This window comes from Yoonia vestfoldensis SKA53 (assembly GCF_000152785.1).
GTDB classification, from domain to species: Bacteria; Pseudomonadota; Alphaproteobacteria; order Rhodobacterales; family Rhodobacteraceae; genus Yoonia; species Yoonia vestfoldensis_A.
In genome coordinates, this window is sequence record NZ_CH672414.1 from 1,003,691 (window position 1) to 1,030,125 (window position 26,435).

A 26,435-nucleotide genomic window follows, 5' to 3' on the forward strand; every position below is an offset into this window, starting at 1 on the left:
ACGAACCTGAGCCTCCAATGCTCAAGCCTTTCTGAAGCCCCATTTTATTTGACGGCGGACACTGAGACGATAAACGGTAACTACAAAACTTAGCTGGTTCACCGCCAAGGACCTTGGCGCAACCTGCAGGATCTGGAGATGGCCACCCTTAGCTGGGTGGATTTATTCAACAACCGGCGACTGCTTGGACCCATCAGAAGCATCCCGCCAGCAGAGGGCGAAGAGAACTTCTATGCACAGCGCGACTTGCTCGATATGGTCACGAGAGATGAAGCTGTAAGTCTCCGATGAAACCGGAGCGATTAAGTAGGCCACTTCGCCCTGATCATTCCTAAGAGACAAATTTGAACCAAGAAAATCGTGTTATGGTTGTCCACAAAAAATCCCTGGAAGATCAGGCCCACATAAAGCGCGAGCGCGGGCAGCATCCTGGACGCCGACTTACTATGCATAATTGTCGATATGACGATGATGGTAGACGCAACAAGGAGTAGAAATGCGAAGAGGGCAAACAAACCGGAGTACAGGAAGAGGGCAATGAATAGATTGTCGACAACAAAGTACTCGAGCTCCGAGCGGGAGAACATTGCAGCTTCGCCGCTACCGAACAGATATTGAAGTAAGGTAAAGCCTGCGACGCGCTCTTGCAAAACGCGCCAATGATCGAAGCGTGCCTTGAGCGAGGTTGAGTCGGTGATGCCAAGCCTTTCAAAGTCCACGAACCCGACAACGGCTGCCAGCGAAAGCGCAAGTGCGATCACCGCAAAAAGTCGGCCCAGCAGCCCACGAATGTCTCGCCCACCGAAGATCTGGCGCTGTGCCCCAAAAACGACTACAGCGGTTGCGACAACGAAAAGAATGTATCCCGAGCGGCTGAATGTGTTGAAAAGCAACCAGAGGCAAACGCCGTACATCATCAACTTCAAAAAGATCAATCGCCTTCGGGAAACGATGTCGAACAGTAACCAACAGAGAACAAAGACGAGGAACTCGGCAAAGCGTGGCGCCGAGTTGAAAAAACTTACCGCGCGCACGCTGCCGCTCGTGAACAGGACGTAGACAAGGCCAAACTCAGTCAGCAGGGCCTCGGAGAGGAACAGGTCCTGGGAAAGGACTTGCAATGTCCCAAACAAGACGCATGCGACGGTAAAGGTAGCAAACAGCGGGATGCGTTCGATCGACAGTGGAACGAACGGAAGGAAGGCAATAAAGACTCCGATACCGAACATGAAGTAGAACGCCCGCAGGGTGCGGGAGAGATCCGCCCCGTCGACCAACTGCAACAGCAATGTGGCGAGCATGCTTATCGATAGCAAAACAATGGGGAAAACGAGCATGCTCGGAAGTTGCTGCGTCCCGAACCGGCCTATGGCCAGAATATATAGGATTTGGACCAGCAAAAGAACACGAAGCGCGACCTGGACGGGAAACAGGGATCCAAGCAGAAAGTCTTGCGCAAAGGCAAGGAAGCCGCTCGCGACGACCAATAGGACAAACCAGCCCATTGAGTGAGCACCGTGGCGTATGGCCTCGGGCTGGTGTGGAAGCTGAAGAGCACTCGCGTAGGTCAAGAAGATCCCCGTATGGCATAAAGAACATCGCCGTATTCGGTCGGAACAGTCCAAAAATTCAAGTTGCGTCGCGTCAGGATAACCCCGGCCAGATGGCCGGCAACTACCGCGAACGATAGGGCTGCAGACGCACCAAGTGTGCCGAAAAAGGGTATGGCAAAAAGCATCGTCGCGACCAGGGAGAGGCTGGCGACGATCGACGTGAAGCGCGCCTCTCGATAGAGATTGGCCATTACCAGCACAGTCCCGGAATGACCGATGGCGGCCGCTATGACTTGGCCTAGAACAAGAACACGCAATTCCGCAGCGTAGCTGGCAAAGTCCGGGCCGAAGAAAGAAAGCCAGAAACCGGCGAAGGCATAGATCGACAGAAGGACCGGCGCCGTGATCGCCATGATAACCAGCGACGTCTGCTGCGCAAGACGGCGCAATACTGCAATATTTCCTGCAGAATGGGCTGCCGCCATCCTCGGCGACATTACGCTGATAACCGCAGAATTGACAATGCTGACCGTGATCGACAACCGGACCGCCACACTGAACCCTGCCACGTGCCTGGCATCTGCAAGGAAACCGAGCAATACAGAGCCGATCCATTGCATGATGATGGACGTGCTGGAGACGACGACAAGCGCGGGAGCGTCGCGCAATATCTGAATGAAGTCCCCCATGACCACCGATCTTTCGACTGTACCAAGCTGGATCGGTTGTGTCCTCCACCATTTCAGGAACGTCAGTGCGGCTAATCCCAATGTTATCCAGGTTGCGATCAACATCGCAGCGGCTGTGGCCGAGGCTCCGACGGGTTGAACCAGCGCCGCCGCGCCAAGCCCGACAACGGTGAAACCGGGAACCGTCGTGTTCTGGTACAAGACAGCGATTGTGGCGCGGTCGACGGCCTTCAGGAACTCTGTGAACAAGCCAAGCAAGGCAAGCGCGGGCAGGCCAAGCCCAAGCAACACGATGCTTGTACTTGTATGATCTCCTCCAAAGCGGGCTTCCGCGAACGGAGCGAAGACCAGCGCGAAGAGCCCCGCAAAGGAAATCGACAGCGCAGTCGTGAGGATTATCCTCACGCGCACCGCACGCGACACCTGCTCAGGTGTCCCGCTGTCGTGCAGAGCAGCAACCTCGCGCAGCCCAGACAACTCACTGCCGAGGCGCGACACCGTCGCAAGAATGGTCATGATGGAATATCCGAAAAGGAATATCCCTGCCTCCACGGCCCCAGTCAACCAGGTGATGGCCAACATCAAGACAAGATTCGCACCTGCACCAAGGATGCGGACGAGTGCAGTCAAGGAGAACCGCTTCAGCATGAGGTCATTTCGACGGCACCCGGCGTGGCGCGCCGCTGCTCAGCGTCGGCGTCGCAGCAAAGGGAAAAAGTGCGATCTCCGTCAGGGCCGGAAAAACGCCGATCCTGGGCGCTAGGCCCAGCATGAATGCTGTGAAGCCCGGCAGTCCCAGCAGACGTTGCAGACCGTGGCGCGCCTGGGCGTCGGCAATTGGGGCAAGAGCTGGATGTGTCGGAGCAAGAGCCCGAATTGCCCTGATCCGGGTCTGTTGACGCCGCCAGAGTGTTCCATTCCGCCCGAAAAGACGGGCAATGCGTTTCATGGTATGTGTTCGTGCGCCGGTCACGTTTCTACCGTGCTGGCGATAACTACCTAGCGGCGCATCCAGAAAAACGACATCGCCAAGCTTGCAGGCAGCGGCAATGATCCAGACCTCGTGGGCGACAAGACTGGGGTCGATCTCTCGGACGGCGCGTGCGAGTTTTGATGTGCCGACCATCGTATGGCCGATTGCAGGGTTGCGAAAGATGAATGCCACCGGATCGCGCCCCTGCAGGGGGCGAATACCCATGGGGGCCAGATACCTCTCGCGGAGCAAATTGCCCGCAGCGTCGATCAGCCTGACGTCGCTGTAGACAAGAGCCGCGTTTTGCGCGCGCAAGACGGAGATCGACCGCGAGAGCTTGTCATTGTCCCAGATATCGTCCTGGTCCGATAGTGCGAAGTATTGCGCTGTTACCTCGTGCAAGAGCAGCGATAGCGACCGCATGAGCCCAACGTTCGTCTGGTTCCGTAGGACCTTGATCCGAGGGTCCTGAGCGGCGAGCTGATTAAGCAGGGCAAAGGATTCATCCGTTGAAGCATCATCGACTGCAATCAGCCGCACCGTCACATCTGACTGTGCAAGAATGCTGGCAACTTGCTCCTGCAAGTAAGCCGCACCATTGTAGACCGGCATGACGACATCGACGGTCGGACCCGCAGCCCAGGAAGCGTCGGCAACCTGTTTGACCCCTGGGTCAATTCTGCTCATACACCCCCCCCTTCACGGTCCGACGCCAGACGATGCGGATCACGTCGGACAGGAAGATCGGGTTCAGCATGTGGAAGAACTGGTTGAGCGTTGACGCAAACGACGTCCGGTCACGCTGTTTCGACAGGAAAGCCCCCCAGAAAACCGAGGCCGGGAACTCATAGGGAAATGCCCCTGCCGGATTGAAACCGGGCACAATGGTCTTGCTGCGTCCCAAGCCCTCCAGAATGCGGGTGATCCGCGTGTCAACCTGATTGAACTGGGCGCGGTCGATCTGCTGGACAAGATAGAGGTTCACCGCCGAGGCGTAGTCGACCTTCTGCTCGCGGCAGACATCGACGAATGCGTCAAGGGTCCCTCTCTCCTCCATAAGGTCAAGATAGCATTTCACGAGGTAATAGCTTTCAATGGTAAAGCTCTTTTCGGGGAAGACGTTGTGGAACAGAATCGCGGTCAGTTCCGCGTGCGGCTGCAGCACCGGCACCGGATAGCCCGCCACATCGGCGATTTCGGTCATCCCGCGCATTCGGCGCGGATCGAGGTAGATGAAATAGTCCGTCGACGGAGAAACGTAGCAGTCAATATAGTAGACGCCGCCTTTTTTGGTCGTGTCGACAACCCCTTCGCCGCCTTCCTCGATCAGCGTGGTCTGGAGCGGAGCCGTCTCCATCCACTTGAACCCGCCGCCGGGGGCGCAGAGGTGATCGCACAAGGCCTTGTGCCGCTTGGCGTCAAAGGGGAACCAGTCGGTATCGTTCGGGGTGGAGGCAAAGGGCTTGATCGACTTGAAGAGTGTCCATTCGCCCGGGGCAGCCTCGTCGAGGCGCCGCGCCAGCTTGGCCACGACGCGGTCGGTCTCACGCCGGCGCGCCATGAGCGAAGCATGCAGTTCGATGGCCTTGGGGCCAAGAGCGACACCGCGCTTTACGCATTCATCAAGAAACAGCAGCCCGACGCGGCTCTTGAAGGCGAATTCGGTGATCTCTTCCAGATTCTCGGGGCTGGGCGTCGCGGTTCCGGTCCCGATCGGCCATCCGATGGTTTGGAAGATCAGGCGAGATTTTTCGGATTTGGTCTTCACGCGGATCTCCCGTTTTGATGGGTCCTGCGATTGTTCCGGTCCCGGGCAACAATATCACTATAAACCGACATGACGGCGGCATCGACCACCTTCGAATCTACTAGCATCAGCGCCCTTGACCGGGCATTCGCACCGAAACGGCGGCGCGGACTTTGCGGTTCATCCAGCAGATCGGACAGTGCCGCAGCAAGGGCTTTGGAATCGCCGGGAGGACAAAGGCGCCCATGGACCCCGTCGTCGATCATCTCGACCGCGCCGCCAGCCGCCGCGGCGATGGTCGCGGCACCGGACAGCAGACTTTCTATCACGACGCCCGGAAACGGGTCGGGGGACACCGATGTGTGAACAGAGATATCGGCCGACCGCAAAAGGGCGGGAATGTCCGAGCGCTCGCCAAGCAGAAGCACGCCGGCCGATGTCGCGCGGCGGCTGACCTGGTCGTGGTACTCCTCCTTGCCTTGGACGGGTCCGCCTGCAAGGGCGAAAACTGCATCGGCGCGCCGGATGGGGGAAAGCTTTTCCACTGCCTCCAGAAAAACATGCTGGCCCTTCCATGGCTCGATCCTGCCGACCATCACGACCAACCTGCCGCCTTTGGGCAGGTCATCGGGCCGGGCGCAGGTCTCCGCAGGATCACGGTCGTCGGCGATCAGGGCTGCATTTCCGAGATCATGGATCACCAGGGCGCGGTGGATCGTATGCGCGAACGGGAAGTAGTGGTCGCGTACGGCGCGCGAAACCGAGATGGAGGTGCCCGAAAGACGCGATATCATGCTGGAAAAGGCGCGGCGCAGCCGGTCGCGCTGCACGATCATTCGGATATGCCAGACCACCGGAATGCCCCGCAGGCGGGCAGCGAGGGCGGGAAGGAAATCATACAGATCGTTCACATGCACGATGTCGGGCCGCTCGCGGCCAAAGAGGCACCAGAAAAACCACAGGCTTCCCGGGGTTCGCAGAATCAGGCGGGCAACCCCCGCAATCCCGCGGCTTGTCTGCGGACGTTCAAACGGGAACAGGAAGACTGGCACGCCGGCCTCGGCATGGCTGTCGAGGATGGGCGTCGCCAGTCGCAGGGCAACAGCCACGCGGCATCCGTGCGCGGGGCGGCCCTGGTCGCGCATGTGGCGCGCCATCAGTGCAAGCACCTTGTCGGCGCCGCCAACGTCGACATTATTGGAATGGACATAAAGCACATAGGGCCGCGTGGATTCTGCCGCTACCTGATCCGCGAGCCAGTCGGCATTCTCGGCGATGGGCAGCGTGCCGTCCCGCACGGTGAAACCGAAGGCCTCGGCGATGGCGTCGTAATAGTGCAGGCGCATGCGCACGTAGTGAATGTCGAAGACATCGTCCTTCCGCGCCATCGAAACTTCCGGCTCGACGCGCAGGAACACTCGCACCTCGGGCAAGGGAATGCGACAGATCTGGGTCTGGGCATATCGCACTACCTCTTCTGGGCTCCAGCCCAGGGCGAGCCCCACATTCACCGCCACGTCGAAAAGATACCTGTCGGCGACGATCGTGCCGGCATCGCGCAGACCAAGGCGCTTGATCCACAACTGCAGCCAATAGTCGAACCAGACCATCGCAAGATAGACCCGCACCGCAAACGGATGACGCGCAGCGAGGGCGTTCTTCTGAGCGATCTCGGCGGCATAGTCGACGCGCTGCGAGGCAAGCCCCGGCTTTGGGCCGTGGCTCTTGCCTTTGCCGCGGCGGCGATCCCACACCAGCTTGAGCGCCGCGCGCACAGGCGCCATCAGATAGCTTTCCGAACCAAGCCAGACCCGCCTCGCCCGTTCGCCGCGACCTTGCAGCCGTTCGACAAGAGCATCCGACAGTGTTGTCTTGCCGCTACCGTCAGTGCCGATGATGCAGACAAGCCGATTCATTCCGTCCCCGAGGCCAGTTCAAGTACCCGCTCGGTGATCCGGTGGGCATTCAGATGATTGGGCAGGCCCGCGGGTCGCGGATTCGCAGCCCCCCGATCCACCCAGTGGACCACAGCCTGCGCGAAATCCTCCGAGGGGGCAAACTCTACCCCAACCGTGCCCGCAAGTACTTCGGGCAGGGCACCAAAGGGTGTCGAGATCACAGGCAGCCCGCAGGCAAGGGCCTCCAAGACTCCCAGCGGCAATTCGATCGCCCCCTCGGTTTCGGGCGGGGGGGTGAAGAGATACAGGTCAGCCGCCCGATAGACATCTGCGATGGCCGGCACAAATCCCCGGTCGATATGAACACCTGCCGCAAGAAGTTCCGCCATCAGGCAGGGGTCCGATTCGAAATAGGGGCTGGCAACCACGACGATATCTATGCGGTCTCCGAGCAGGGCCTTGATCTCGCACAGCCGGTCAAGACCGCGAGAGCGGCGCAGATGGCCGACATGCACCGCAAGCGGCACGCCGTCCCGCCTTCGTGCCGCCCAAACGGGGGCTTGGCCACCGTCGACAAGCCGCTCAGGCGCGATTCCGATGGGCTGCGTCAGCATACGGGCGTCGCTCGCGACCCCGGCAAGGTCGGCACGGGGGCGGTTGCACAGGATCGCATGAGCGCTCCGCCCACCGCACAGCCATCGCGGGCACGCACCAAGGTCAGGTCGGGTCGCCACCCACAGGATACGGGTACGCGACAGGCTGCGCAGAATCCGGCTGACAAGCACGGTGCGCGGCCCGGGTCCATGCGTGAAGATCGTTACCGGCGCCGGTTTCAACAGAAGCCGCGGTAAGCGCGAGAGGGCAACGGCCGGCGGGATGACGGCAACCTCATGGCCCCGGGCACGCATCCCGTCGATCAACGTCTTGGACACGACGTTAATGCCCTCGGCAGGCTCGTCGTAGTATTCGGCAACAACTGTCATGCGCATGGTGCGGCCCGTTCACTAATGATATATTCCGAGCCAGTCCCGTAGCAGGCGGCGGCGGAAATGAATGGCCAACCGCATGCGCGATGATGGCGGACTGGGACAATCGCGGCGACGCACGGCGGCGGAAAAAGGCTGGGCTGGCCCGATCCATTGCCACCTTCCGTCGCCGGCGTAAAGGTGGGCGTGACGATGCTTGCTGAGGATGGTCTTCAACTCCCAGTAATCCAGGGGGCCCTCAGGCCGGTCGTCGAACCATAGCCAGTAGCCGCCCCCGGGGGCTTGTGCAGACAATACGTCAATCCGCGCAACCTCAGTTCTCGCACCGTCAGGCTGCGCCCGGATGGCGCCCTCCAGCATGTCGAGAACACGGGGAGAGCCTTGAAGTACTGCCTTGTCTGCCAGCCGCAGGAGCGGCAGGTCGTCGGGATGGTCGGTCACCACAATGACATCGTGGCCACCATCGGAATTGGTATTGTCCTTGAGCCAGGTTTGACAGGCCCGCGCCTTTGCCTCACCCAGAAGCTCCTGCCAGCCAGGACCCGGCCGTCCGGGCGTGGCAAGGCAGGACTCGGCCCCGACAAGCACCTGCATGTGCCCAGTGTAGACATCGGGCGCGGCAGTCGCGAGGACGATCCGCGCGCCTTGCCGAGCGGTATCGCGCAGCAGGGAGATGACCGGCTGCGACAGGGTGTACGACAGCCGACGAACGGTCCGCTCTACAATCGCCTGCCGAAGGGGTGGCTCTTGCTGCCAGTACCAGTCAAGCGCGCGGCGCTTCATCCCAGCGTGCCCGCCCCCGACCCGACCCAGAGCCCGAGGAGCAACTCGCGCAAACAGGTTCAGCCGCCCGCCGGCACCCGAAAGTGACCAGGCTGACGCCAGGAAGACATGAAAGGAATTGTCCAGCACGAGGGTACCGTCGAGGTCGCAAAAGACCACCAATTGCCTTGCGATCATTCTCTGCCTCGGAAATCGAGGGACCATGGAAACCGCAGCATCACACAATCATAAAGCCGGAAATCGGCCGAGATCGCCGGTGTGGGCCGAGTTTGGGTCAAGACCGCAGTGATGATGCGCACATTGCTCGGCAGCGCCGCCTTCAGCTCAGCCACAATGCACGCGAGCGTTGCTCCGGAATCGATGGCGTCGTCGACGACAAGGACCGATTGCAGGCCTTGCCGCTCTACGGCAGCGGCTACCACCGCAATGTCCCTCCTCAGTTCATCGGTAGGAACCGAGATTGGAACCTTTTTGGTGTAACGTTCCAGCAGCGCGTCTTCGACGCCTCGGAACAAATTTGTTATTGCATAAGGCAACGACGACAAAACGATCTTGATCAGCGTCGTCTTTTTGTAGCTTGTGCTGGGGCGTCGCATCACAACAGAGATCAAGCCCGCAGGGAAATGTTCACTGATCAACCTGCCACAGAGCTCCCCCCCCGTGGCAACACCAACTAGCAGGTCTGGTCGCTCTCCCGCGTCTTTGACTAGCCCTAACAAGCGCTCCATATCCGACTGCAAAGCATCTTGATCCAGCGTCAGAATGCGCCGAGCTGCCTTGTTACCTGATTTCACGCCCATTATACAAATCCCATAAAGCAAGAGCTAGTGTAGCGGGTATGACATTTGCTACCGACTTCCTCTGATGGACCTGCTCTGACCCCCGATAACTCCTCCATCTGATGCTAGAGTCCGGCCTAAGAAGAGGATAAGACCATGAAGAGATCGTCGTTCACTGAGGAGAAGATCATCGGCATCCTGCGAGAGCAGGAAGCGGGTGCGAAGACGGCGGATCTGTGCCCCCGACACGGGATCAGCAGCGCGACGTTCTGCGCTTGGAAGGCCAAGTTCGGTGGGATGGAAGTATCCGACGCGAAGCGGCTGAAAGCGCTCGAAGAGGAGAATGCCCGACTGAAGCAGTTAATTGCGGAGTCGCGGCTTGACCACACTGCGTTGAAGGACCTTCTGTCGCGAAAGTGGTAACGCCCGCCGCCAGGAGTGAAGCCGTCGCGATTCTCGTGGAGCAACACGAGATTAGCGAGCGGCAGGTGTGTGCCTTGATCGGCGCAGACCGGACCTCAATCCAGTAATGCAGCCGACGCCCAGACGATAACGATCTGCGCGAGCGCCTTAGGGTGCTTGCATCCGATACAGTTGCTAGTTCATTCGTCCGTCAGTTTCAACTTTCCAGTCTACAATAGCAGATGTGAGTTCATCAGTTCTTACCCGATCATGCGCTCTCAACCATGCAGGTTTCAAGTTTGTCGAGTTCGTTAGTTTTCGTATGCGATCTGGATGAATTTCAAGTCCTAACAAATTGAATGGCTGCAGCAAATGTGCTGCGATTATCAATATTGTTTCTGGCATAAGTAGCGTTCGGAGCTTGCCAACTCCAGCTTCTTCAAAGGCTCGAACAATGTTCTCTATTGTATATACATGATCATAGCAGGCGTTAAATATTGCAAGCCGTTCTCCCCAGTTTGCGGCAAAGTTCAGGTCGTCAACCAAATGCTTGACATAATAGCAGGCTTTCTTGGTATCCTTCCTACCTGGAAAGACGAATAGGCCCCATTTCACCAGCTTTGCAAGACGAGTGAAATTTCCGCCCTCGCCATGACCGAAAATAACTGCGGGCCGGCAGATCACTAATTTTCGATTAGTGTCACGTTGTAGCCACGAGAGATATACACGTTCCGCGATGAGCTTTGACCAGCCATAAGCGTTTTCGGGTGTCTGCGGTGTTTGCTCCGATTTGCGGTCCTCGCCGGTACCGTAGGTGGCCATGCTGCTGACAAAGACCACATCCACCACGCCGTGCCGTTCAGCAAAGCCGGTCACCGAGATCGCGCCATTTACATTTACATCATAATATTCGTGATCCTGATATTTCGGGATCACGCACAACGCAGCCAAATCGTATATCCGCGCGATTGGCCCGTGTGTCGAAAACCCATCCAGATTGCGCACATCGGCTTTCATATAGGTGACGCCGTCCAGCCGTTCTCGCGGGTCGGCGCGGTCGATGCAGACGATGTCGTTCTCACCGGATCCATGCAGTGCACGGATAAGATGCGTTCCAATAAATCCTGCGCCACCAAAAACTATAATTTTAGAGGGCATGCTTTGGTTTTCTGACATAATTTTCATTACTCGAAGCTAGGTCATGTTGACAAAAGACGCACCCAGAGGTGGATTGAAACGATATCGATGAAGCCCAGAAAGCTTTCGGCTGTTTTGTCGTAGCGGGTGGCGACGCGACGGGCGTTCTTCAGCTTATTGAAGCATCGCTCCACAAGGTTGAGCAGGGAGTATAGCGAATGGTCAATACCGATGCGCATCCTGCGTGATTTTCGCAATGGGATTTGCGTTAGAGCGTCCCTCGCATCCATCGTTTTCCGAATATTGTCAGAGTCATAGCCTCAGTCAGCCAACAGAACTCGTGGCTAAGGCAGGTTATCAGTCATGACCAGATCGAACCCAAGGTAATCAGATGTCTTGCCTGGTGTGATCTCGGTCCTCATGGGCAGGCAGGCTGCATTGACGCGGAGGTGGATCTTGGTCGTAAAGCCACCTCTTGAGCGGCCAACACCCTGTCGCGGAGTCCCCCTTTTGCGCCCGCTGCCTGATGGTGGGCGCGAATGACGGTGCTGTCGATCATCTGAAGGGCATCAGGCACGGCCCCGCTTTGGTTCAGGGCATCCATGGTGCCCTCCCATAACCCAGCCAGCGTCCAGCGGCGGAACTGGCGATAATCGCTTGACCATTTACCAAACTCCTCGGGAAGGTCCCGCCATGGAGCGCCCGTTCGGGCGGTCCAGAAAATCCCATCAAGAACAAGGCGGTGGTTGGTCGGTTTGCGCCCATTCGGCGCCCGGACTGACAAAATGAACCGTTCAAAGAACGCCCATTCCTCGTCTGACATCAGATCTCGTGCCAAGCTGGTCTCCATCGCAGATGTCAGTTTGAATCATGCCTGCGACACGATGTGAATCCCTTTTGTCAACACCGCCTAATGGATTTTTTTGTTTACTCGAAAACTGTGGCTAAAATTAATTTATAAGGCTTGATCAGTAATTTGCGAAAGTCGTGCCTGTCCCACACATTCATACGCTTCAAAGCCTGCACATTTCGCATCGCGCAAGCTGTAGATATTATGCAGATCAGCCATATGCGGACTTTTCATATTCCTCGCTAACTTCTTGAGATCGAGCCCATAAAATTCATCCCACTCAGTCAAAACTACGACCAGATCGGCATCATGCGCCGCAATGTAGGGGTCATCATGCCAAACAACTCCTGGCAAAAGAGCTTCACCTTGAAGTCGCCCTATAATGTCCACCACTCGCACCTCAGCACCACCTTCAAGCAACGCAGGCACAATAGTAAGGCTAGAAGCATCACGCATGTCGTCAGTGTGGGGCTTGAAGGTCACGCCGAACACGGTCACGATCTTGCCAGCAAAGCTGCCATCACACATCATGCGCAGCTTTTCGACCATACGCTGCTTGACGTCATCATTCACGCGAATGACTGTCTCCACGATGGACTGTGGCGCGCGGTGCTCTCTACCGCTATTCGCCAAAGCACGCGTATCTTTTGGAAAGCACGATCCACCGTAGCCAGGACCGGCACGCAAGAATTTCTTTCCAATGCGCTCGTCCAGCCCCATGCCCTTTGATACTTCTTCCACGTCCGCACCGACCCTCTCACAAAGCGCGGCAATCTCGTTAATGAAGCTGATCTTGGTCGCCAAAAAGGCATTGGAGGCGTATTTGATCAATTCGGCCGATTCCAAATCGGTGGTGATGATCGGCACATTGCGCAATTGCAGTGAACTATACATGTGGTCCAAAATGTTGCCGGCACGCTCAGTCTGCACACCCACCACAATGCGGTCGGGCCGCATAAAATCATCAATTGCCATACCCTGGCGCAGAAATTCAGGGTTGGACGCGACATCGCATTCAGCCTGCGGATTGGCCTGCGCGATGATCTGTTTGATTTTCCGGTTTGTTCCCACGGGGACGGTCGATTTCGTGACGATGACTGCATACCCAGTCAGTGCATGCGCAACCTCTTCGACGGCGGCCATGACGTAGCTCAGGTCAGCATGGCCATCGTCGTCCTTCATCGGTGTGCCGACCGCGATGAAGATTACATCAGCGCCATCAACGGCAGACGGCAAATCTGTGCTGAATGACAAACGCCCTGCTTCCACGTTGCTCGCCAAAAGCTCTTGCAGGCCGGGCTCGTAGATCGGTACCTTGCCCTGGCGCAACATCGCGATTTTGGTAGCATTATTATCCACGCAGACCACATCATGCCCCAAATGAGACAAACCCACACCGGAGACGAGGCCGACATAGCCCGTGCCAATCACAACAATACGCATCTACTGGCCCCTCAAACTTCGCGGCTTTGAATTGCGGGCGATGCAAGATGCCCCAACTGGGCCACAAAGCTTTTTGCTGTTGCGGCCAGCCCCTCCTCGAGAGGAACATTGGCCTGCCAGTTCAGCAAGTTCAGGGCGGCAGAGGTGTCAGGCCTGCGCCGCGTTGGATCGTCAATTGGCAATGGCTTGAATGCAATCTTCGCGTTTGCACCAGTTTGGTCCAGAACGCGCTCAGCCAGTTCGAGAACGGTAAACTCTCCCTGACTTCCGATGTTGATCGGTGTCTCAGGAGCCTCAGGTAAATTCATAAGGGCAAAGAGGCCCTCAATCATGTCGTCGACATAACAAAAGGAGCGCGTCTGGGATCCGTCGCCGTATATCGTGAGATCATGGCCAAGAAGGGCTTGGACGATAAAGTTCGACACGACCCGCCCGTCGCTTGGATCCATGCGCGGCCCATAGGTGTTGAATATCCGCGCAACGCGGATGTCGACGCCCAGCTGTCTCTTGTAATCAAAAAAGAGCGTCTCGGCACATCGCTTGCCCTCGTCATAGCAAGACCTCAAACCGATTGGGTTGACGTTGCCCCAGTAACTCTCGGACTGGGGGTGAACCTCTGGATCGCCGTATACCTCAGATGTCGAGGCCTGCAGGATGCGCGCACCTCGCTTATGGGCCAGGTCAAGCATGTTGATGGCGCCAAGGACCGACGTCTTATTCGTCTTGATTGGGTCCGACTGGTATCGAGGTGGCGATGCAGGACAAGCGAGATTGTAAATTTCATCGACGTTGAGGTCGATGGGGAGCGTGATGTCGTGCTCAACGAGATCAAAGCGCTCATGGCCCATCAGGTGCGCAACATTCTCGCGGCGACCGGTGGAGAAATCATCCAGGCAAATGACACGAGCACCCTCTGCTATCAGGCGGTCGCAGAGATGCGAACCAAGAAAACCTGCCCCACCTGTCACGAGGGAGATTTTTCGATGTGTATCAGGTGTCATGCGCAAAGGATCATTTCGAAATGAAGTGAGGGGATGCGTCAGAACGCGTTGCGGTCGCCAAAGACAACGCGGGCAGTGGCAAGCAGGATCTTGATGTCATTGACCCATGTAACGTTGGACGCGTATTCGATGTCGCTGGCCACGCGCGCGGCCATCGCCCCTGTTGTTTCAGTGGGGCCTCTGAGGCCACGGATCTGGGCAAGGCCCGTGATCCCTGGCCGCACCGCGAAGCGACCAACGTAGTCTGGCATAAGAGGGACGAATGCCGCGTCGAGCGCCGTTGGGTGCGGCCTTGGCCCGATGACGGACATCGTCCCATTCAACACATTGATGAGCTGAGGCAGCTCGTCGAGGCTCGTGCGGCGCAGCACAGCCCCCACAGAAGTCACGCGGCGGTCGTTATGGACGGCTTGTTTGAAGGCGGTGCCGTCTTCGGAGACGGTCATCGTGCGAAATTTGTATATCTTGAACGCACGTTGCCCTAGCCCGTGGCGCGTCTGCGTGAAGAGAACACTGCCACGCCCGCTGAGGCGGATCGCTATGGCAATCGTAATAAGGATGGGCAGCAGAACAATGCACAGCGATCCAGCCAGAGCCACATCCATCGCCCGCTTGCCGTACCGCACGTAAAACGTCTCACGGGGAATTGCGACGACATGCGGCTCCGCCACTGCTATCGCCTCTTCCCTCTTGTGACCCCCATCCACGCCTCAGACCCCCGCGCCCGATGGCGACAAGCTCGCCGCCATCAGCGCCCGAAACTCTCCCCCAAACTCTGGGTGCGACGACTCGGCCGCAACAATCGCGCCGAGGTATCCCAAATGCGTGCCGCAGTCGTGGCGCGTACCGTCCAGCGGCAGTGCACCAACGCGCCCGCCGCGGGCCAAGATGTCAATCGCGTCGGCGAGTTGGATTTCACCGCCGCGGCCTGGGCCGAGTGCGGCGAGGACGTCAAAAATCTCTGGGTGGAACACGTAGCGCCCGATGGATGCCAGCGTTGATGGTGCCTGGCCGGGATCCGGCTTTTCAACAAGGCCAGCAATGCTCTCATCATCCGCACCTCGAATAGCGATGCCGTATTTGTGGGCCTCAGTCGGCGGCACGTCTTGCAGCAGAACCTGCGATCGGCCGCTGGCGGCGTAGGCCAAACTGAGCACCGCCGTTGGATTAGTCGCGCGCGGGCTTGGCATGATGAAGTCATCCGCCAGCAGCACCGCAAATGGCTCCTCACCCAAGGCAGGACGCGCGCAGAGCACCGCGTGACCGAGCCCCAGAGGGATGCGTTGGCGGATATAGACGGCGTGGACGTGGTCCGGCAGCGTGTCGCGCACGGCGGCGGCCAGATCGTGCTTGCCCGCCTTCTCCAAAGCCCGTTCCAATTCAGGTGCCGCGTCAAAATGATCCGCAATCGCGCGCTTGGTGCGGCCCGTCACAAAGACGAACTTTGTGATGCCGGCCGCCAGCGCCTCTTCGACCGCGTACTGGATGATTGGGCGATCTATGATCGGCAACAGCTCTTTGGGCATGGCTTTAGTCGCGGGTAAAAACCGCGTACCAAGTCCAGCCACGGGAAAGACGGCCGTGGTCACTGTAAGCGCTTTGCTCAATTCGGATCGCTTTCCAAGATTTCGAGAAGAATGGCGTGGACGAGGATGGCGTGGCCGGCCCCGTCGGGGTCGGGATCGATGCCCAAAAAATCACCGCTGCCGTGCGCCAGCGGCGGCACCGCATATTCAAAGCTGTGGGTGGTCGGGGGCGCTGTGAGGATAAAAGACTGCCAGCCGGAATTGCCAAGGTCATTAGTCGAATAGGCCAGTGCAGCGCGTGCGCCCTCGGGTCCCGACATCGTGACGGAGACGCGCACGACGTTGGCCGCGGCGTCGGCCTCAAACTCATCATCGAGCCGGATAAAGGCGCCGCCGGTTGTCCCCGTCGAGTAGAGCCCCGGCACGTGGCCGGAGATGCGCACAGCGCCGCCCTCATCCGTCATCTCGTGGCCGTGGTACGACCGAAACGCCATCGGTCGCGCGTTTGCGCCGTAAGCCACCGTCCCAACGGTCAGTGTTTCAGCCGGTGTTTCATCCGCGTCAGCCACCGCGGTGTCAGTAACATCTGCGACTTCATCCGCAGCGGGGGCAGCCGCCATCAGCACCTCATCCGGCACAATCACGGGCTCCGCCATCACCGCCTCGAGGATTTCCTGCACGGTCGTGTCAGGCTCTTCGGTGACCTGATCCCCGAAGAATGCGGCTAGGCTCGCGTCAGCGCCCTGCAGTGCCGCGTCATCCAGATTTCCGCCCAGCGTCAGCGACAAGCTATCCACGGGCTCCACCGTTTCGATGGTCGGCCCCGCGCCCAGACGCAGCGGCTCACCGAGGCGCGCACCCATTACGTTGCCGACAGCATTTCCAGTGGCCTCGTCCGAGATCCGCGCGCCCTCGGGCAGCGCAATGACGACACCCGCCCTCAGCAGATCACAATTCTCGATCGTGCTTCTATTGATGCGGCACAAATCATCCCAGCTGACAGGCACACCCGCGATCTGGCGTGCGATGGAGGCAAGTGTGTCGCCCTGCTGCACAGTATATGTCTCCTGCGCAGCAGCGGCACTGGCCATGAGTGCAACGCTCGTGGTTGCGAGGATAAGCGAGCATGTGGCAGTCTTTATCGCGTCAAATTCCCGATAAATCACAACACCGCCCCACCCAATCCCCGTTCCGTGAAATCAATCGCCCAACGCAGATGAACACTTCCGGCACGCCGGCCCCGCCCAGTCGCGCAACGGCTACCGCACGGCGCCTCGCTTGGGGCTACCCGATGTCACGCCATTCATGACACGCAAAACGATCGCGTCCCCATCCTGATCCCGCGTTGACCGCTTAGTGTCAAGTTGAAACCCTTCACGCGACGAAGTGGCACCGCAGCCGAGCCTACATATCGCAGCTTTGTCCCCGCGCAGCCCGTCCGGCAGCCCCTTCACCTCACGCCGATTGCGTCGGCGGCGGGGCCCAGTATCTATTGCCCATAATGAAATATCGGTTGCCCGGAATACGGCACAGAATGCCAGCCCCAGCCTCTCTGCCACTACCCGCGACCCATAACACGGGGGAGTTTCCTGCTGCGCCCGTGACGACGTTTGCCCCCGCCCTGCCCCGTCGAAGCCGTGTCACTTACGCGGCTCGGACCGCGACGGCCGACGTCCGGCGCCCGTTGGTGTCGTTTTAGAACTTGCGGATTGCACAAACCGTTTCAATACGATAGTATCAAAACAATACCTTTTTTGATTCACATTTACGCGCATCACGGAGGCTTCAATGATCAAGCAACTCACCATGGCGACGGCCCTCGTCACAGTCCTCGCAAGCGCAAGCTTTGCCCAGACGGCGGCCGAGTCGGCGCAGTTCGAGACTGCCATTGCATCCGCCGAGGCGGCATGTGCCAGCGGGGGCACCAGTTGCGCTGCCCTGATGGAAGTGGCCATCGCCGCTATCGTCGCGGCGCCCGTCCCCGCAGCCGCCCGGATCCAGCTGGTTGCCAGCGCCGCCGCTCGCGTCACGCAATCGCTGCCCGCAAGCATGGCATCAAATATTGTGGCCGAAATTACCGCCGCCGCCGGACGGCAGGCAACGGACGCCGCCAATAGCATCGTTGCTAGCGCGCCGCCAGCCGAACAAGCGGCAGCCCTCGCCGCCGTGCCTGCCGCGATCGAACGGGTCTCGACATCCGCGACAAACAAAGCTGCAGAGCGCCCCGAGATTGCAGCGCAAGTCGCCTCCAGCGTCATCGAGCAAATTGCGCGCGCGCCAATGACCGCGGCAGCGCGTATCGACGCCGTATCGCGCGCCGCAACCCAAGTAACGGAAGCACTGCCGGCATCCGCCTCGTCCGCAGTTGTCTCTGCCTCGATCACAGTCGTGCTCGAGGCTGCCGCCGCCGCAACGCGCTCCGTCGCCGCTGCCGCGCCGGCCAGTGAAGCGGCAGCCGTGCAGGCGGCCGTGGCGACAGGCAGTGCGACAATTCGAAATGCCGCCGCCGGTCAGGCAGCGCGGCGGCCCGATATCGCAAGCACTATTGCGTCTGTGGTCGAGGTGACAAGCCCGGCAGCGACCGGTCCCACAAATGTGCAGGGCCCCGTGTCGGTACAGGCTCCGGCGGCAAGTCCGACCTAATACGGGTCGCATCCCCTCCGCGCCCTTACACCGCGCGGGCCATACTTTGAAAATAATGAAGAGGGTCCGCCAATCGCGGACCCTTTTTGTATTGGGTCGCACTCGTCTCATTTTGCGGCGGCGTGCGCCTACCCCGAGGTGGCGCGCGGCTTCAGCGCAAAGGCTCGACGCAGGGCTACTTTGCCGCGCGCAGACCGCCTATTGCGCAGGCGCGAGGTATGTATGAGGCTGAAGCCGCGCCAACGTGTCGCCCGCGATCTGGCTAATGGCAGGGGCAGCAGTGCGTGGGATCCCGTCTTGCGCGCCAGCTTTCGTGCGCTTGCCGTACGACCGGCTAGCGCAAGTCCGTCCGGTTTCGCACCACCTTCGCGCGTTAGTTTAATCGGTGCGTTTTGGTTAAAAACCGGTCTATTTGGCGGAACATAATCATCAATAAGAATAAAATAACAAATAGACCGATAACATCCCCAATAATATGGGAGAGCATAATTAACAGGCTCGGAGGCGAGAAATTAAGTGCACTAAATCCTGCAGCACTCATCACTGACCCGAAGACGCCAGCAATCATGACTTGCTGCCAAGAGAACCTGCCAGACGACGCCCAGACGTTTTTGAAAAGACGGCACGCCAGTGTTACGGCTACATAGCAACTGATGAGCGAGACGGCTGTCCCTGAAATGTGATATCCTACTTGGCCAGCACCGTAGGCCAAGACTATCCACATCAAGACCGAACCGGGCAGTAGGTAGATAAATCCCATCCAGCCAAAGAAGAGGAAGGACAGGATCCGAACGCCATGCGGTAAGAATATCAAGCTTCCCAACTCGAAGCCTTGCGGAAACACTGTTTTCTGCACGGGTGCGATCAATAGAATTACAAGCACGAATGATCCGATATAAGCGGCCGTTACACATAGAAATGCTGGCAGAGAAAATGTCATTCAAAAGCTCCAACAAAAAAATTTAAGATAATCAAATTATTAGATATTTCTCACGGTTCAGAATTCAATAAATATTACTTTTAAGATCTCAATGCGTTAATATCGTAAAAATATCTACGCGTTTATCTATATTCCATCACGTCGACCCAACCTCTCACGAGGGGGTCCCGTATCCAGAATAATAGCCGCCGTAGTAATAGGCTTTCTTGCCTCTCCGCTCCATCGAAAGGACGGGCAGGACATGGACCCCAGCATGCATATCGCCGCGAATACGTTCTGCCGCACGCTTGACATCGCGCTGATTGGTGGCGGCATACCGCACCATCATCACGACCAGATCTGCGTAGGGCGTCAGGTAAAGCGTGTCGACCACAGGTAAAACCGGCGCCGTATCAATGACGATCGCATCGAATTCTTTTCGCAATTTATAAAGAAACTGCACGGTGCGGGTGGAGGACACCAGCGTATCTGTCGGCAAGTCAGAGCGTCCACCACCGACCAGAATATCAAGACCAGTCTCTGCCTCGTGGAAATGACATCCCGCAAGGTCAGCATCTGTCGCGCGGCCTGATAATGTATCAAGCAGCGCAGTCGACGCAGGCGCACCAATCCGGTGCGCGATGGACGGCTTGCGCAGATCAAAATCCACCAAAAGGGTTTTTGTGCCGGACAGCGCCAGCGTGCGCGCAAAGGCAATCGCGGCTGTGGTCTTGCCCTCTTCCGGCACAGCCGAGGTGAACAGATAAATCCGCCCCCCTTCGCCCGGGCGCGTAAGCCGCGCGGCCTGCCTGCGGACCTGTCGCAAGCTTTCCGAAAAGCCAGACATCGGCGCCTGCCAGATTTGCGATGTCACATCGCCTTCTTCCGGCGTCGAAATGGCAGGCACTGGCAGCGCCACCGGAGCATTCAAAAGCTCGCGCAGCTGATCCTCTGACGTCACACCGCCAATCAGGAATTCGTTGATAAAGGCCAGGCCAACGCCCACGCCGAACGAAGCCACGATCGCGAGCGCGAGGATCAGCCGGCTGTTCGGAAACGACGGATTGGACGGCATCACAGCACTTGACGCCATCACGGCATCGGAAATCTGCACATCGGCCAGGGTTTCCAACTGCCGCAGACGCCGCAGCAGGTTTTCATAGTCAATCCGTGCGGTCGCACTTTCTTGTTGCAGCCGGTAGAACATCGACAGATCGGCGGAGGGCAAGTCAGAAGCAAGAGCAGCCTCGCGCAATTCGGCGCGCGCGCGCTCTGCGACCTGCGTCAGGTCCGAAATCCCCGCCAGAGACGCGTCTCTGTCGCGCGCCGCCATCTCGCGCAGGCGGTTGTCGACGTTCGCCAATTCAGCCCGCAACGCCGCTGCATCGATCCCGCTTGCACTGGGGTCTGTCTCCAGCTGACGTTGCAATGCTTCGCGTTGTGAGGCCAGTTCAAGGACGGCTGCAGAAAGCAGGTCACTTTGGTCCGCCATAACGCCACGTCCTTCAACGATGGCGCGCAACGCCGCAGATTGCTGCCGCAACCCGTCAAGCTGCCCCTGCGCGAGCGAGAAACGGTCTCTGACCCCGATCAGGTCTTCGCGGTCGCTATTCTCGACAAAATCGGCAACCACATTTTCCAAAAACCGGTCCGCCTCGGTCTGCAACCGTTCCAGTTCTGCTTGCGCATTGTCGATGCGGGGTGCCAGAATATCGCGTGAGGCAAGGATCTGGCGGATTTTGTTTTCGACCTGCCGCGTGGTGTAGATCGAGACAAGCAGGTTGGCCAATTCTGCCGCCCTTTCAGGGTCCTGCGATGTGACCGATACCTCGACAAGATAGGTCAGGCCGCGCCGGCGCACCGCAACGGCATCGCCCACACGCCGCAAGATATCTGTCACCGCAGCGCCCGCCTCTCTTGTTGTGTCGGTCTCTATCCCGAGCCAGGCCATGACCTGCGCGCTGCGTGACACCGTCACACCAAACTCCGGATCGGACACCAGATTTGCCTCTGCGATCAAGGCTAACAGAACGTCGCTTGATTTCAGGATCGCGACCTCGCCTTCGACCTGCGCGGAAATGGCCGCGCTATTGTTCTGCGACGCAACATCTTCGGACAGAACGCCGCGATTTGGCTCGATCGAGACCAGCGCCGTTGCTGTATATTTGGGTGTGACAGCAAACAGATAGATCACAGCCAGCACAATGATGCTGGCGACAGACATGACAATCACGCGGTACTGACGGCGAAGAACACCGATGAATGCGCTGATGTCGATTTGATCATCACCGCGCGGGATGTCTTGATTTGTCATTGTCTGGTGGTCCTATCAGGGTTGTAGACTTCAAAAAATTCGGTGCTGGCGTCGCTTGTGCCGGGCGTCACGCGCAGCGCTGTCAGCCGGTCAGTGGCATAGGCGCCCGTGTCGATGCAGCTGGTCTGACCAATCGTGCGGAGCTGATCTGCAGCGAAGTGCCCAAAAACCAGACGGCCCGCGCCCTGCGACAGGGCCGTGACATCGCCAGCCACGCCCCAGGTCAGGTCAGCAGCGGTCTGGGCCTCATCTGTTTTGGCGGGGTCAAGCCCGGCATGGGTAAAGCGCCAGTCACCCGATCGCACCGCCCGTGGCGCGCGCCTCAGCGTGTCAAGATGCGTGCTTGGGATGCTTGCGCTTAAATATTGCAGCACTTTTTTGCGTGGCATCTGCAAGATGTCGGACTTGGTCAGGTAAATGCCATAGGAATTCAGCGTCGCGCCGCCGCCGTGATCCAGCCAGGCAATATTTGCCTCTGGCCGGTCGACAAAAGCGAGAAACATTTCCTCGTGATTGCCAAGAAGGGTCAAGCGGCGCACGCCTTTGGGCGCAGGCGCGGTCAGGTGATCAAGAACATGCGCGCTGTGCGGACCACGGTCGATCAGATCGCCCAAGTAAAGCAGCACCACGTCACGATAGCGGCGTTGTGTCCAATCCTGCGCAAGCACAGCCTCCAGCGCCGCCAACAAATCGCGCCGCCCATGCACGTCACCAATGGCGTAAATCGCCTCTGGCGGCTGCAAATCCTGCCAAAACGATGGCGCTATCGGCGCGGGGCGGCGTTTAAAAAAAGACATCATGTCCCTCATCCCTTCGCCCCGCGCGACAGGCTGGATGAATTTGGCGCCAGGCCAAGGACGATCACAGCCACGAATAAATAGGCGTTCGCCGGCATCTCGAGCGAGAAGTCGAGCAGCGAATGAAGACCCACGATCACGACTGCGGCAAGGGCAGCATCTGACAGATGTGACACCGGCGTCACGATCTTTGACAGGCTCCGGCGCAGCAAAGCCAGCGCGACAAGCCCCACCAAGAGGATCGGCAAACTGCCCAGAACAATGCCCAACTCGGACCACAGAGCCAGATAGGTGTTATGGGCGAGGTGCCAATCACGGTCGGGGCTGACCGGCAGGCGCTGATAGGCGCGGAATGCCTCGCCAAAATTGCCGAGCCCGACGCCAAGCAGTGGATTTGCGCGGATCATATCGAGAATGTTCAGATAAAGATCGATCCGCACGCTTGCACTGTCCGCAGTGCTCCCAAGGCGTTCTGTGACAGCACCACCATAAAGAAGTGCCACCATGATCAGGCTGAGCCCGCCAAGAATCCCCAGAGCGAGAGCCACGATGCCGGCCAATCCGGTGCGTCCAACAATCCTGCGCAGGCGCAAGATCACCACCACGCTCGCACCGACAAGTGCCACGAACAGCCCCATGCGCGACGCCGTTGCAAAGATGGCAGCAAGGCAAAGCAGCGCAACGGTTGCCAGAACAAGCGAACGCATCCTGCCCTCAAGTGGGCTCGCGCGGTGTCCGCTGCGGTGCTGCCGGCCCACGCCTGTATCGTCCGCAAGCGCGCTCGCCAAGGTCAGGCTCATCCCGATGGCAAGGAATGTTGCAAAGGAATTGCGGTTTACAAAAGGACCGGTGGCAACGCCTAAATAACTGGTCTTTTCGAAAAAAAGCCATTCCGTGCGATCAATGGTGATCAACCCGTAGACCGCGTAAAACAGAAATCCGATGACCAAGACCGTCGCATAGTCAACCGCGCGCTGGCCACGCGTCAGCGCTTGCAACAATGTCCAGCCGAGCGCGGCGTAGGATAATTGCCGGATCAGGCCATAAATGGCATCCGTGTCGGACGCAGCGCCGCCAACAAGCACGACATGCAGACACAGCCCCACCAAAAACACCAGATAAAGCGGGGCCAATCCCGGCACGCCATGGGTCAGAAAGCGGACGTGCCGGTTTGACCGCGCCAAGCTGTATGTTGCGAGTGCTGCGGCAAAAAACAGAACGCTTGCAAACATCAACCACCAATGCGGGCGAAATCCCCCAACCGCCATCGGCGCGATCACAACCACCGCCAGACAGATCGCTGCTGCCAGCCGAACAGGCCATTGCGTCCGTATCCCCGAAATCGCCTTATCCACGGATTTCTCTCCGCAGCGCGTCGAGGAACCTTTGCCGGTCGAGCGCGGGCAATGCGTCCGCGATCCGGTCCACAATGGGGCGAAGGTCTGGCACCTGCGCGTAAAGCGATGCCGCAACGGTCACGCCACGGCCAGAGCCGATCAGAACAGGCAGCTCCCTTTCCAGCAGGCCACCATTTTGCGTCAGTTCCTGCGGCGAAAAGGCAAGAAACCCGATCCGGATACGGTAGACGATCATCGCCAGATCGGTTGGTGCCAGCGTCACAGAGTGCCGCAGCATCCTGTCCACGCCAACAAGATCACCCGCCGCCAGATGCTCAAACGCCAAAACGGCGTATATCTCGGACAATTCAAGCCCTGATGCCCGTGCATGACGCGCTTGCATCGCACAATTTGCGGTAGTTTCTTGTTGTACTTCTGCGGCCTGAAAGGAAAATTGCTGCGCGGTCAAAAGAAAAAGGCAGCTCGACAACAAACGGCGCTGATGACGGCTTCCCGAGGAGACCGGCAAGACAACCGGCGGCACCGTCCAGAACACGACAGCAGACCCATTCTCATCGGGATCGACGAAGGCGGCCGAAAGCTCACGCGATGCAAGGCCCGCGCTCACGGTGCCAAGCGTCACAAGCACGACCATGGCCGTGATGGAAAGGATTACCGTCAGTAGTTTCATTAAGGCACTGTAAACTTTGTTATATTCATGTTTAATGCTTGTATTATGTGATACGAGTCAACCCGATCTAACCTTTACTACCAAAATGCAACTTAATGTCGCCCTAAAGCGACAAAGTCCGGGAGCAGCCCGATGGAACCGGTGGCGGGAATTGGTGCAGGTTTTGCACAAGCGATCCTTGGCATCGCAGACTTGCTGAAAGGGACATCAGCACCCGGCATGGTCGCGCTTGCTCTTTTTGGGGCGACAGGTGGGATGATGCTGGCAGCCCAGATCCTGTTTTGGCGCGCCTGTTCATATCCAAAAGACCTCACATATGTCCTGAAAAGAGAACAGCGCCCCATCACGCGTGCGTTGGTGACTGGCCTTCATATTCCTCTGCCAAAACGAAATTACGGGCCTGTCTCTGCGCGTCAGATGCGAGTTTGGACAGCGTTTTGTGACGAATTTCTGTACACATCCGATGCATCTGGACGCGCAGCCAGCCCGATTGATCCGGCATTGGCGCTGTCGCGCGAGGCGCTTGGTCTGCGTCTTGGGATCTGGCGAATCGTGCCGGGGACACTGGTCGGCATTGGCTTGGTTTTGACGTTTCTTGGTCTGATCGCCGCTTTGCGAGAGGCCGGCGTTTCCATCACAGCATCAGGAAGCGATCCCGATATGGTCAAAAAGGCGCTGTCCGACCTTTTGACGATCGCCAGCGCAAAATTCATCATGTCGCTGGCTGGGCTGACAGGCTCGATTGTGTTCGGCGTTTTTCTGAAGGCCTGGGAGGTGCGGCTCGAAACAATCGCCACCGCATTATCTGACGAGGTGCGAAGCCGGTTGGATGTCGTGACACCAGAGCGCACATTGCAGCAACTGCTTGCATCATCGCACCGCCTAGAGGGGCTACTCAGGACTGCGAAGATCTGATGTTTCAACGCCGCGTCATCAATGATCACGACGAGGAAGAGAGCATCTTCATCTCGATGACGGATTTGACCGTTTCGATGATGCTCTTGCTTGTTATTCTGCTTGGCTTTTTTGCGTCCCAGTTCCGTAGCGCGAGCCTTTTTGATCAAGCCGAGCAAATATCCGAGGAAGTGAGCGCCCTGCGTTTGGCGGCAGCGCAAAAAGACCGCGACATTCGCGTTTTGACGCAATCCATGGCAGCCGTGCAAGCAGCGCTGCTGACATCGCAAGCCGAACGCCTTGCCCTACAGGAAAAGCTGCTGGCAGCTGACACTGCGGCGATAGCGCAAGCTGCACGGTTCACCGAACAAATGGCAGCACAGCAGGCTGAGACCGCCGCGCTGCGATCCGAGACCACGGCGTTGGAGCAGAAAGTCGCAGGTGTCGAGGGTGAGCGTGATCGCGCGCAGTCCGCCCTTGCGCAGGCGACTGCAGAGTTTGAAGACAGCTTGACGATAGCCCTCTCAAATGCAGCGGAACTTGCGGCCCGATTGCAAACAAGCGAAGCCTTGCTTGCAGCAGAACGCGCCCGGGCTGTTGCACGCGAGGATGATCTTGCACGCGCCACCGAAGCCTTATCTGTGCAGCAGGCAAACAATCTTGCATCAGACCAGCTGCGCCTTGCGCATAACACACTTGAAAAGGAGGTCATCGCAGAGGCAGCGAAGGTTGCGGCCTTACAGTCAGAATTACAGGCACTGGAAACCTTGTTAAGCGCCGTCATACAGAGTACGATATTACTCTTGGACAATAGAGCGCCAAAGAGACCGACAGCACCTCTTTCAAAATAAAACGGCGCCACATTGCGATCCCGCCTGTCGAGCATCGGATCAAAACACAGTGGTGGGAGCCTTGGTTGGGTAAAAGACCTGTGGCAGATCACAGGACATACCCTTTGTCATGCCCTACGGCCTCATAAGCTCGATTCGGCCTGCATCAACCAGATAAGTTTCAATTTGGATCTTTATGTGGCACATGTCTTTGCTTAAGATAACAGCATTAAGCATTATGTT

At 58.3% G+C, this 26,435-nt stretch carries 22 protein-coding genes and 3 pseudogenes; 5 read left to right on the forward strand and 20 right to left on the reverse strand.

Going from position 1 to position 26,435, the window contains the following annotated elements; genetic code table 11:
* Nucleotides 1–45 precede the first annotated feature (45 nt).
* A pseudogene (locus SKA53_RS15165) lies at nucleotides 46–291 on the forward strand (hypothetical protein); the annotation flags it as partial.
* A gap of 11 nt (nucleotides 292–302) precedes the next feature.
* Here the strand turns inward: SKA53_RS15165 and SKA53_RS04880 are convergent.
* From SKA53_RS04880 to SKA53_RS04915, 8 genes are all read right to left on the reverse strand, one after another.
* The gene (locus tag SKA53_RS04880; protein ID WP_007204956.1) at nucleotides 303–1,505 is read right to left on the reverse strand and encodes a hypothetical protein; all 1,203 of its coding nucleotides are present in this window, start codon (nucleotides 1,503–1,505) and stop codon (nucleotides 303–305) included.
* Between the two features lie 62 nt (nucleotides 1,506–1,567).
* Nucleotides 1,568–2,890 (reverse strand): lipopolysaccharide biosynthesis protein, encoded by a 1,323-nt coding sequence (locus tag SKA53_RS04885; RefSeq protein ID WP_007204957.1) that lies wholly within the window; start codon nucleotides 2,888–2,890, stop codon nucleotides 1,568–1,570.
* Nucleotides 2,891–2,894: 4 nt separating this feature from the next.
* The gene (locus SKA53_RS04890; RefSeq protein WP_007204958.1) at nucleotides 2,895–3,902 is read right to left on the reverse strand and encodes a glycosyltransferase family 2 protein; all 1,008 of its coding nucleotides are present in this window, start codon (nucleotides 3,900–3,902) and stop codon (nucleotides 2,895–2,897) included.
* Nucleotides 3,889–4,983: a hypothetical protein gene (locus SKA53_RS04895; protein WP_007204959.1), complete on the reverse strand. Its 1,095-nt coding sequence runs from the start codon at nucleotides 4,981–4,983 to the stop codon at nucleotides 3,889–3,891. The genes SKA53_RS04890 and SKA53_RS04895 overlap by 14 nt, the downstream gene beginning before the upstream one ends.
* Nucleotides 4,980–6,878: a glycosyltransferase gene (locus SKA53_RS04900; protein ID WP_007204960.1), complete on the reverse strand. Its 1,899-nt coding sequence runs from the start codon at nucleotides 6,876–6,878 to the stop codon at nucleotides 4,980–4,982. Before SKA53_RS04900 ends, SKA53_RS04895 begins: the two co-directional genes overlap by 4 nt.
* Nucleotides 6,875–7,849, reverse strand: a complete 975-nt coding sequence (locus tag SKA53_RS04905) for a glycosyltransferase (protein WP_007204961.1) — start codon at nucleotides 7,847–7,849, stop codon at nucleotides 6,875–6,877. Before SKA53_RS04905 ends, SKA53_RS04900 begins: the two co-directional genes overlap by 4 nt.
* A gap of 15 nt (nucleotides 7,850–7,864) precedes the next feature.
* Nucleotides 7,865–8,806, reverse strand: coding sequence for a haloacid dehalogenase-like hydrolase (locus tag SKA53_RS04910; protein WP_007204962.1), 942 nt, complete (start codon nucleotides 8,804–8,806; stop codon nucleotides 7,865–7,867).
* Nucleotides 8,803–9,429: a phosphoribosyltransferase family protein gene (locus tag SKA53_RS04915; RefSeq protein WP_007204963.1), complete on the reverse strand. Its 627-nt coding sequence runs from the start codon at nucleotides 9,427–9,429 to the stop codon at nucleotides 8,803–8,805. Before SKA53_RS04915 ends, SKA53_RS04910 begins: the two co-directional genes overlap by 4 nt.
* 135 nt (nucleotides 9,430–9,564) lie before the next feature.
* Here SKA53_RS04915 and SKA53_RS15690 point away from each other — a divergent pair.
* A pseudogene (locus SKA53_RS15690) lies at nucleotides 9,565–9,935 on the forward strand (transposase); the annotation flags it as partial.
* A gap of 70 nt (nucleotides 9,936–10,005) precedes the next feature.
* Here the strand turns inward: SKA53_RS15690 and SKA53_RS04925 are convergent.
* The 7 genes and pseudogenes from SKA53_RS04925 to SKA53_RS04960 form a co-directional block, all read right to left on the reverse strand.
* A complete protein-coding gene (locus SKA53_RS04925; protein WP_007204965.1) occupies nucleotides 10,006–10,995 on the reverse strand; it encodes an NAD-dependent epimerase/dehydratase family protein in 990 nt (329 codons plus the stop codon).
* 14 nt (nucleotides 10,996–11,009) lie between these two features.
* A pseudogene (locus tag SKA53_RS15170) lies at nucleotides 11,010–11,797 on the reverse strand (IS5 family transposase).
* Nucleotides 11,798–11,902: 105 nt separating this feature from the next.
* Nucleotides 11,903–13,240 carry a UDP-glucose dehydrogenase family protein gene (locus SKA53_RS04940; RefSeq protein WP_007204969.1) on the reverse strand — a complete coding sequence of 446 codons (1,338 nt, stop codon included), beginning with the start codon at nucleotides 13,238–13,240 and terminating at the stop codon, nucleotides 11,903–11,905.
* Nucleotides 13,241–13,251: 11 nt separating this feature from the next.
* Nucleotides 13,252–14,241: a UDP-glucuronic acid decarboxylase family protein gene (locus tag SKA53_RS04945; protein WP_050752665.1), complete on the reverse strand. Its 990-nt coding sequence runs from the start codon at nucleotides 14,239–14,241 to the stop codon at nucleotides 13,252–13,254.
* Nucleotides 14,242–14,279: 38 nt separating this feature from the next.
* Nucleotides 14,280–14,912, reverse strand: coding sequence for a sugar transferase (locus SKA53_RS04950; RefSeq protein WP_207327921.1), 633 nt, complete (start codon nucleotides 14,910–14,912; stop codon nucleotides 14,280–14,282).
* Nucleotides 14,913–14,951: 39 nt separating this feature from the next.
* Nucleotides 14,952–15,830: a UTP--glucose-1-phosphate uridylyltransferase gene (locus tag SKA53_RS04955; protein ID WP_040483137.1), complete on the reverse strand. Its 879-nt coding sequence runs from the start codon at nucleotides 15,828–15,830 to the stop codon at nucleotides 14,952–14,954.
* A 14-nt stretch (nucleotides 15,831–15,844) separates the two neighbouring features.
* Nucleotides 15,845–16,858: a LysM peptidoglycan-binding domain-containing protein gene (locus SKA53_RS04960; RefSeq protein ID WP_007204973.1), complete on the reverse strand. Its 1,014-nt coding sequence runs from the start codon at nucleotides 16,856–16,858 to the stop codon at nucleotides 15,845–15,847.
* Nucleotides 16,859–17,555: 697 nt separating this feature from the next.
* Between SKA53_RS04960 and SKA53_RS04965 the strand changes: the two genes are divergently transcribed.
* Nucleotides 17,556–18,410 carry a hypothetical protein gene (locus SKA53_RS04965; RefSeq protein ID WP_007204974.1) on the forward strand — a complete coding sequence of 285 codons (855 nt, stop codon included), beginning with the start codon at nucleotides 17,556–17,558 and terminating at the stop codon, nucleotides 18,408–18,410.
* 373 nt (nucleotides 18,411–18,783) lie between these two features.
* Here the strand turns inward: SKA53_RS04965 and SKA53_RS04970 are convergent, their stop codons facing one another.
* The 5 genes from SKA53_RS04970 to SKA53_RS04990 form a co-directional block, all read right to left on the reverse strand.
* Nucleotides 18,784–19,350, reverse strand: a complete 567-nt coding sequence (locus tag SKA53_RS04970) for a hypothetical protein (protein ID WP_007204975.1) — start codon at nucleotides 19,348–19,350, stop codon at nucleotides 18,784–18,786.
* A 154-nt stretch (nucleotides 19,351–19,504) separates the two neighbouring features.
* The gene (locus SKA53_RS04975; protein WP_007204976.1) at nucleotides 19,505–21,643 is read right to left on the reverse strand and encodes a GumC family protein; all 2,139 of its coding nucleotides are present in this window, start codon (nucleotides 21,641–21,643) and stop codon (nucleotides 19,505–19,507) included.
* Nucleotides 21,640–22,443 (reverse strand): metallophosphoesterase, encoded by an 804-nt coding sequence (locus SKA53_RS15010; protein ID WP_050752667.1) that lies wholly within the window; start codon nucleotides 22,441–22,443, stop codon nucleotides 21,640–21,642. Before SKA53_RS15010 ends, SKA53_RS04975 begins: the two co-directional genes overlap by 4 nt.
* A 5-nt stretch (nucleotides 22,444–22,448) precedes the next feature.
* Nucleotides 22,449–23,795, reverse strand: a complete 1,347-nt coding sequence (locus tag SKA53_RS04985; RefSeq protein WP_007204978.1) for an O-antigen ligase family protein — start codon at nucleotides 23,793–23,795, stop codon at nucleotides 22,449–22,451.
* Nucleotides 23,788–24,468: a hypothetical protein gene (locus SKA53_RS04990; protein ID WP_040482801.1), complete on the reverse strand. Its 681-nt coding sequence runs from the start codon at nucleotides 24,466–24,468 to the stop codon at nucleotides 23,788–23,790. Before SKA53_RS04990 ends, SKA53_RS04985 begins: the two co-directional genes overlap by 8 nt.
* A 501-nt stretch (nucleotides 24,469–24,969) precedes the next feature.
* Here SKA53_RS04990 and SKA53_RS15405 point away from each other — a divergent pair.
* Both SKA53_RS15405 and SKA53_RS05000 read left to right on the forward strand, forming a co-directional pair.
* Nucleotides 24,970–25,383: a hypothetical protein gene (locus SKA53_RS15405; RefSeq protein ID WP_131494581.1), complete on the forward strand. Its 414-nt coding sequence runs from the start codon at nucleotides 24,970–24,972 to the stop codon at nucleotides 25,381–25,383.
* Nucleotides 25,383–26,213, forward strand: a complete 831-nt coding sequence (locus tag SKA53_RS05000; RefSeq protein WP_007204981.1) for a hypothetical protein — start codon at nucleotides 25,383–25,385, stop codon at nucleotides 26,211–26,213. Before SKA53_RS15405 ends, SKA53_RS05000 begins: the two co-directional genes overlap by 1 nt.
* The last annotated feature ends 222 nt before the right edge of the window (nucleotides 26,214–26,435 follow it).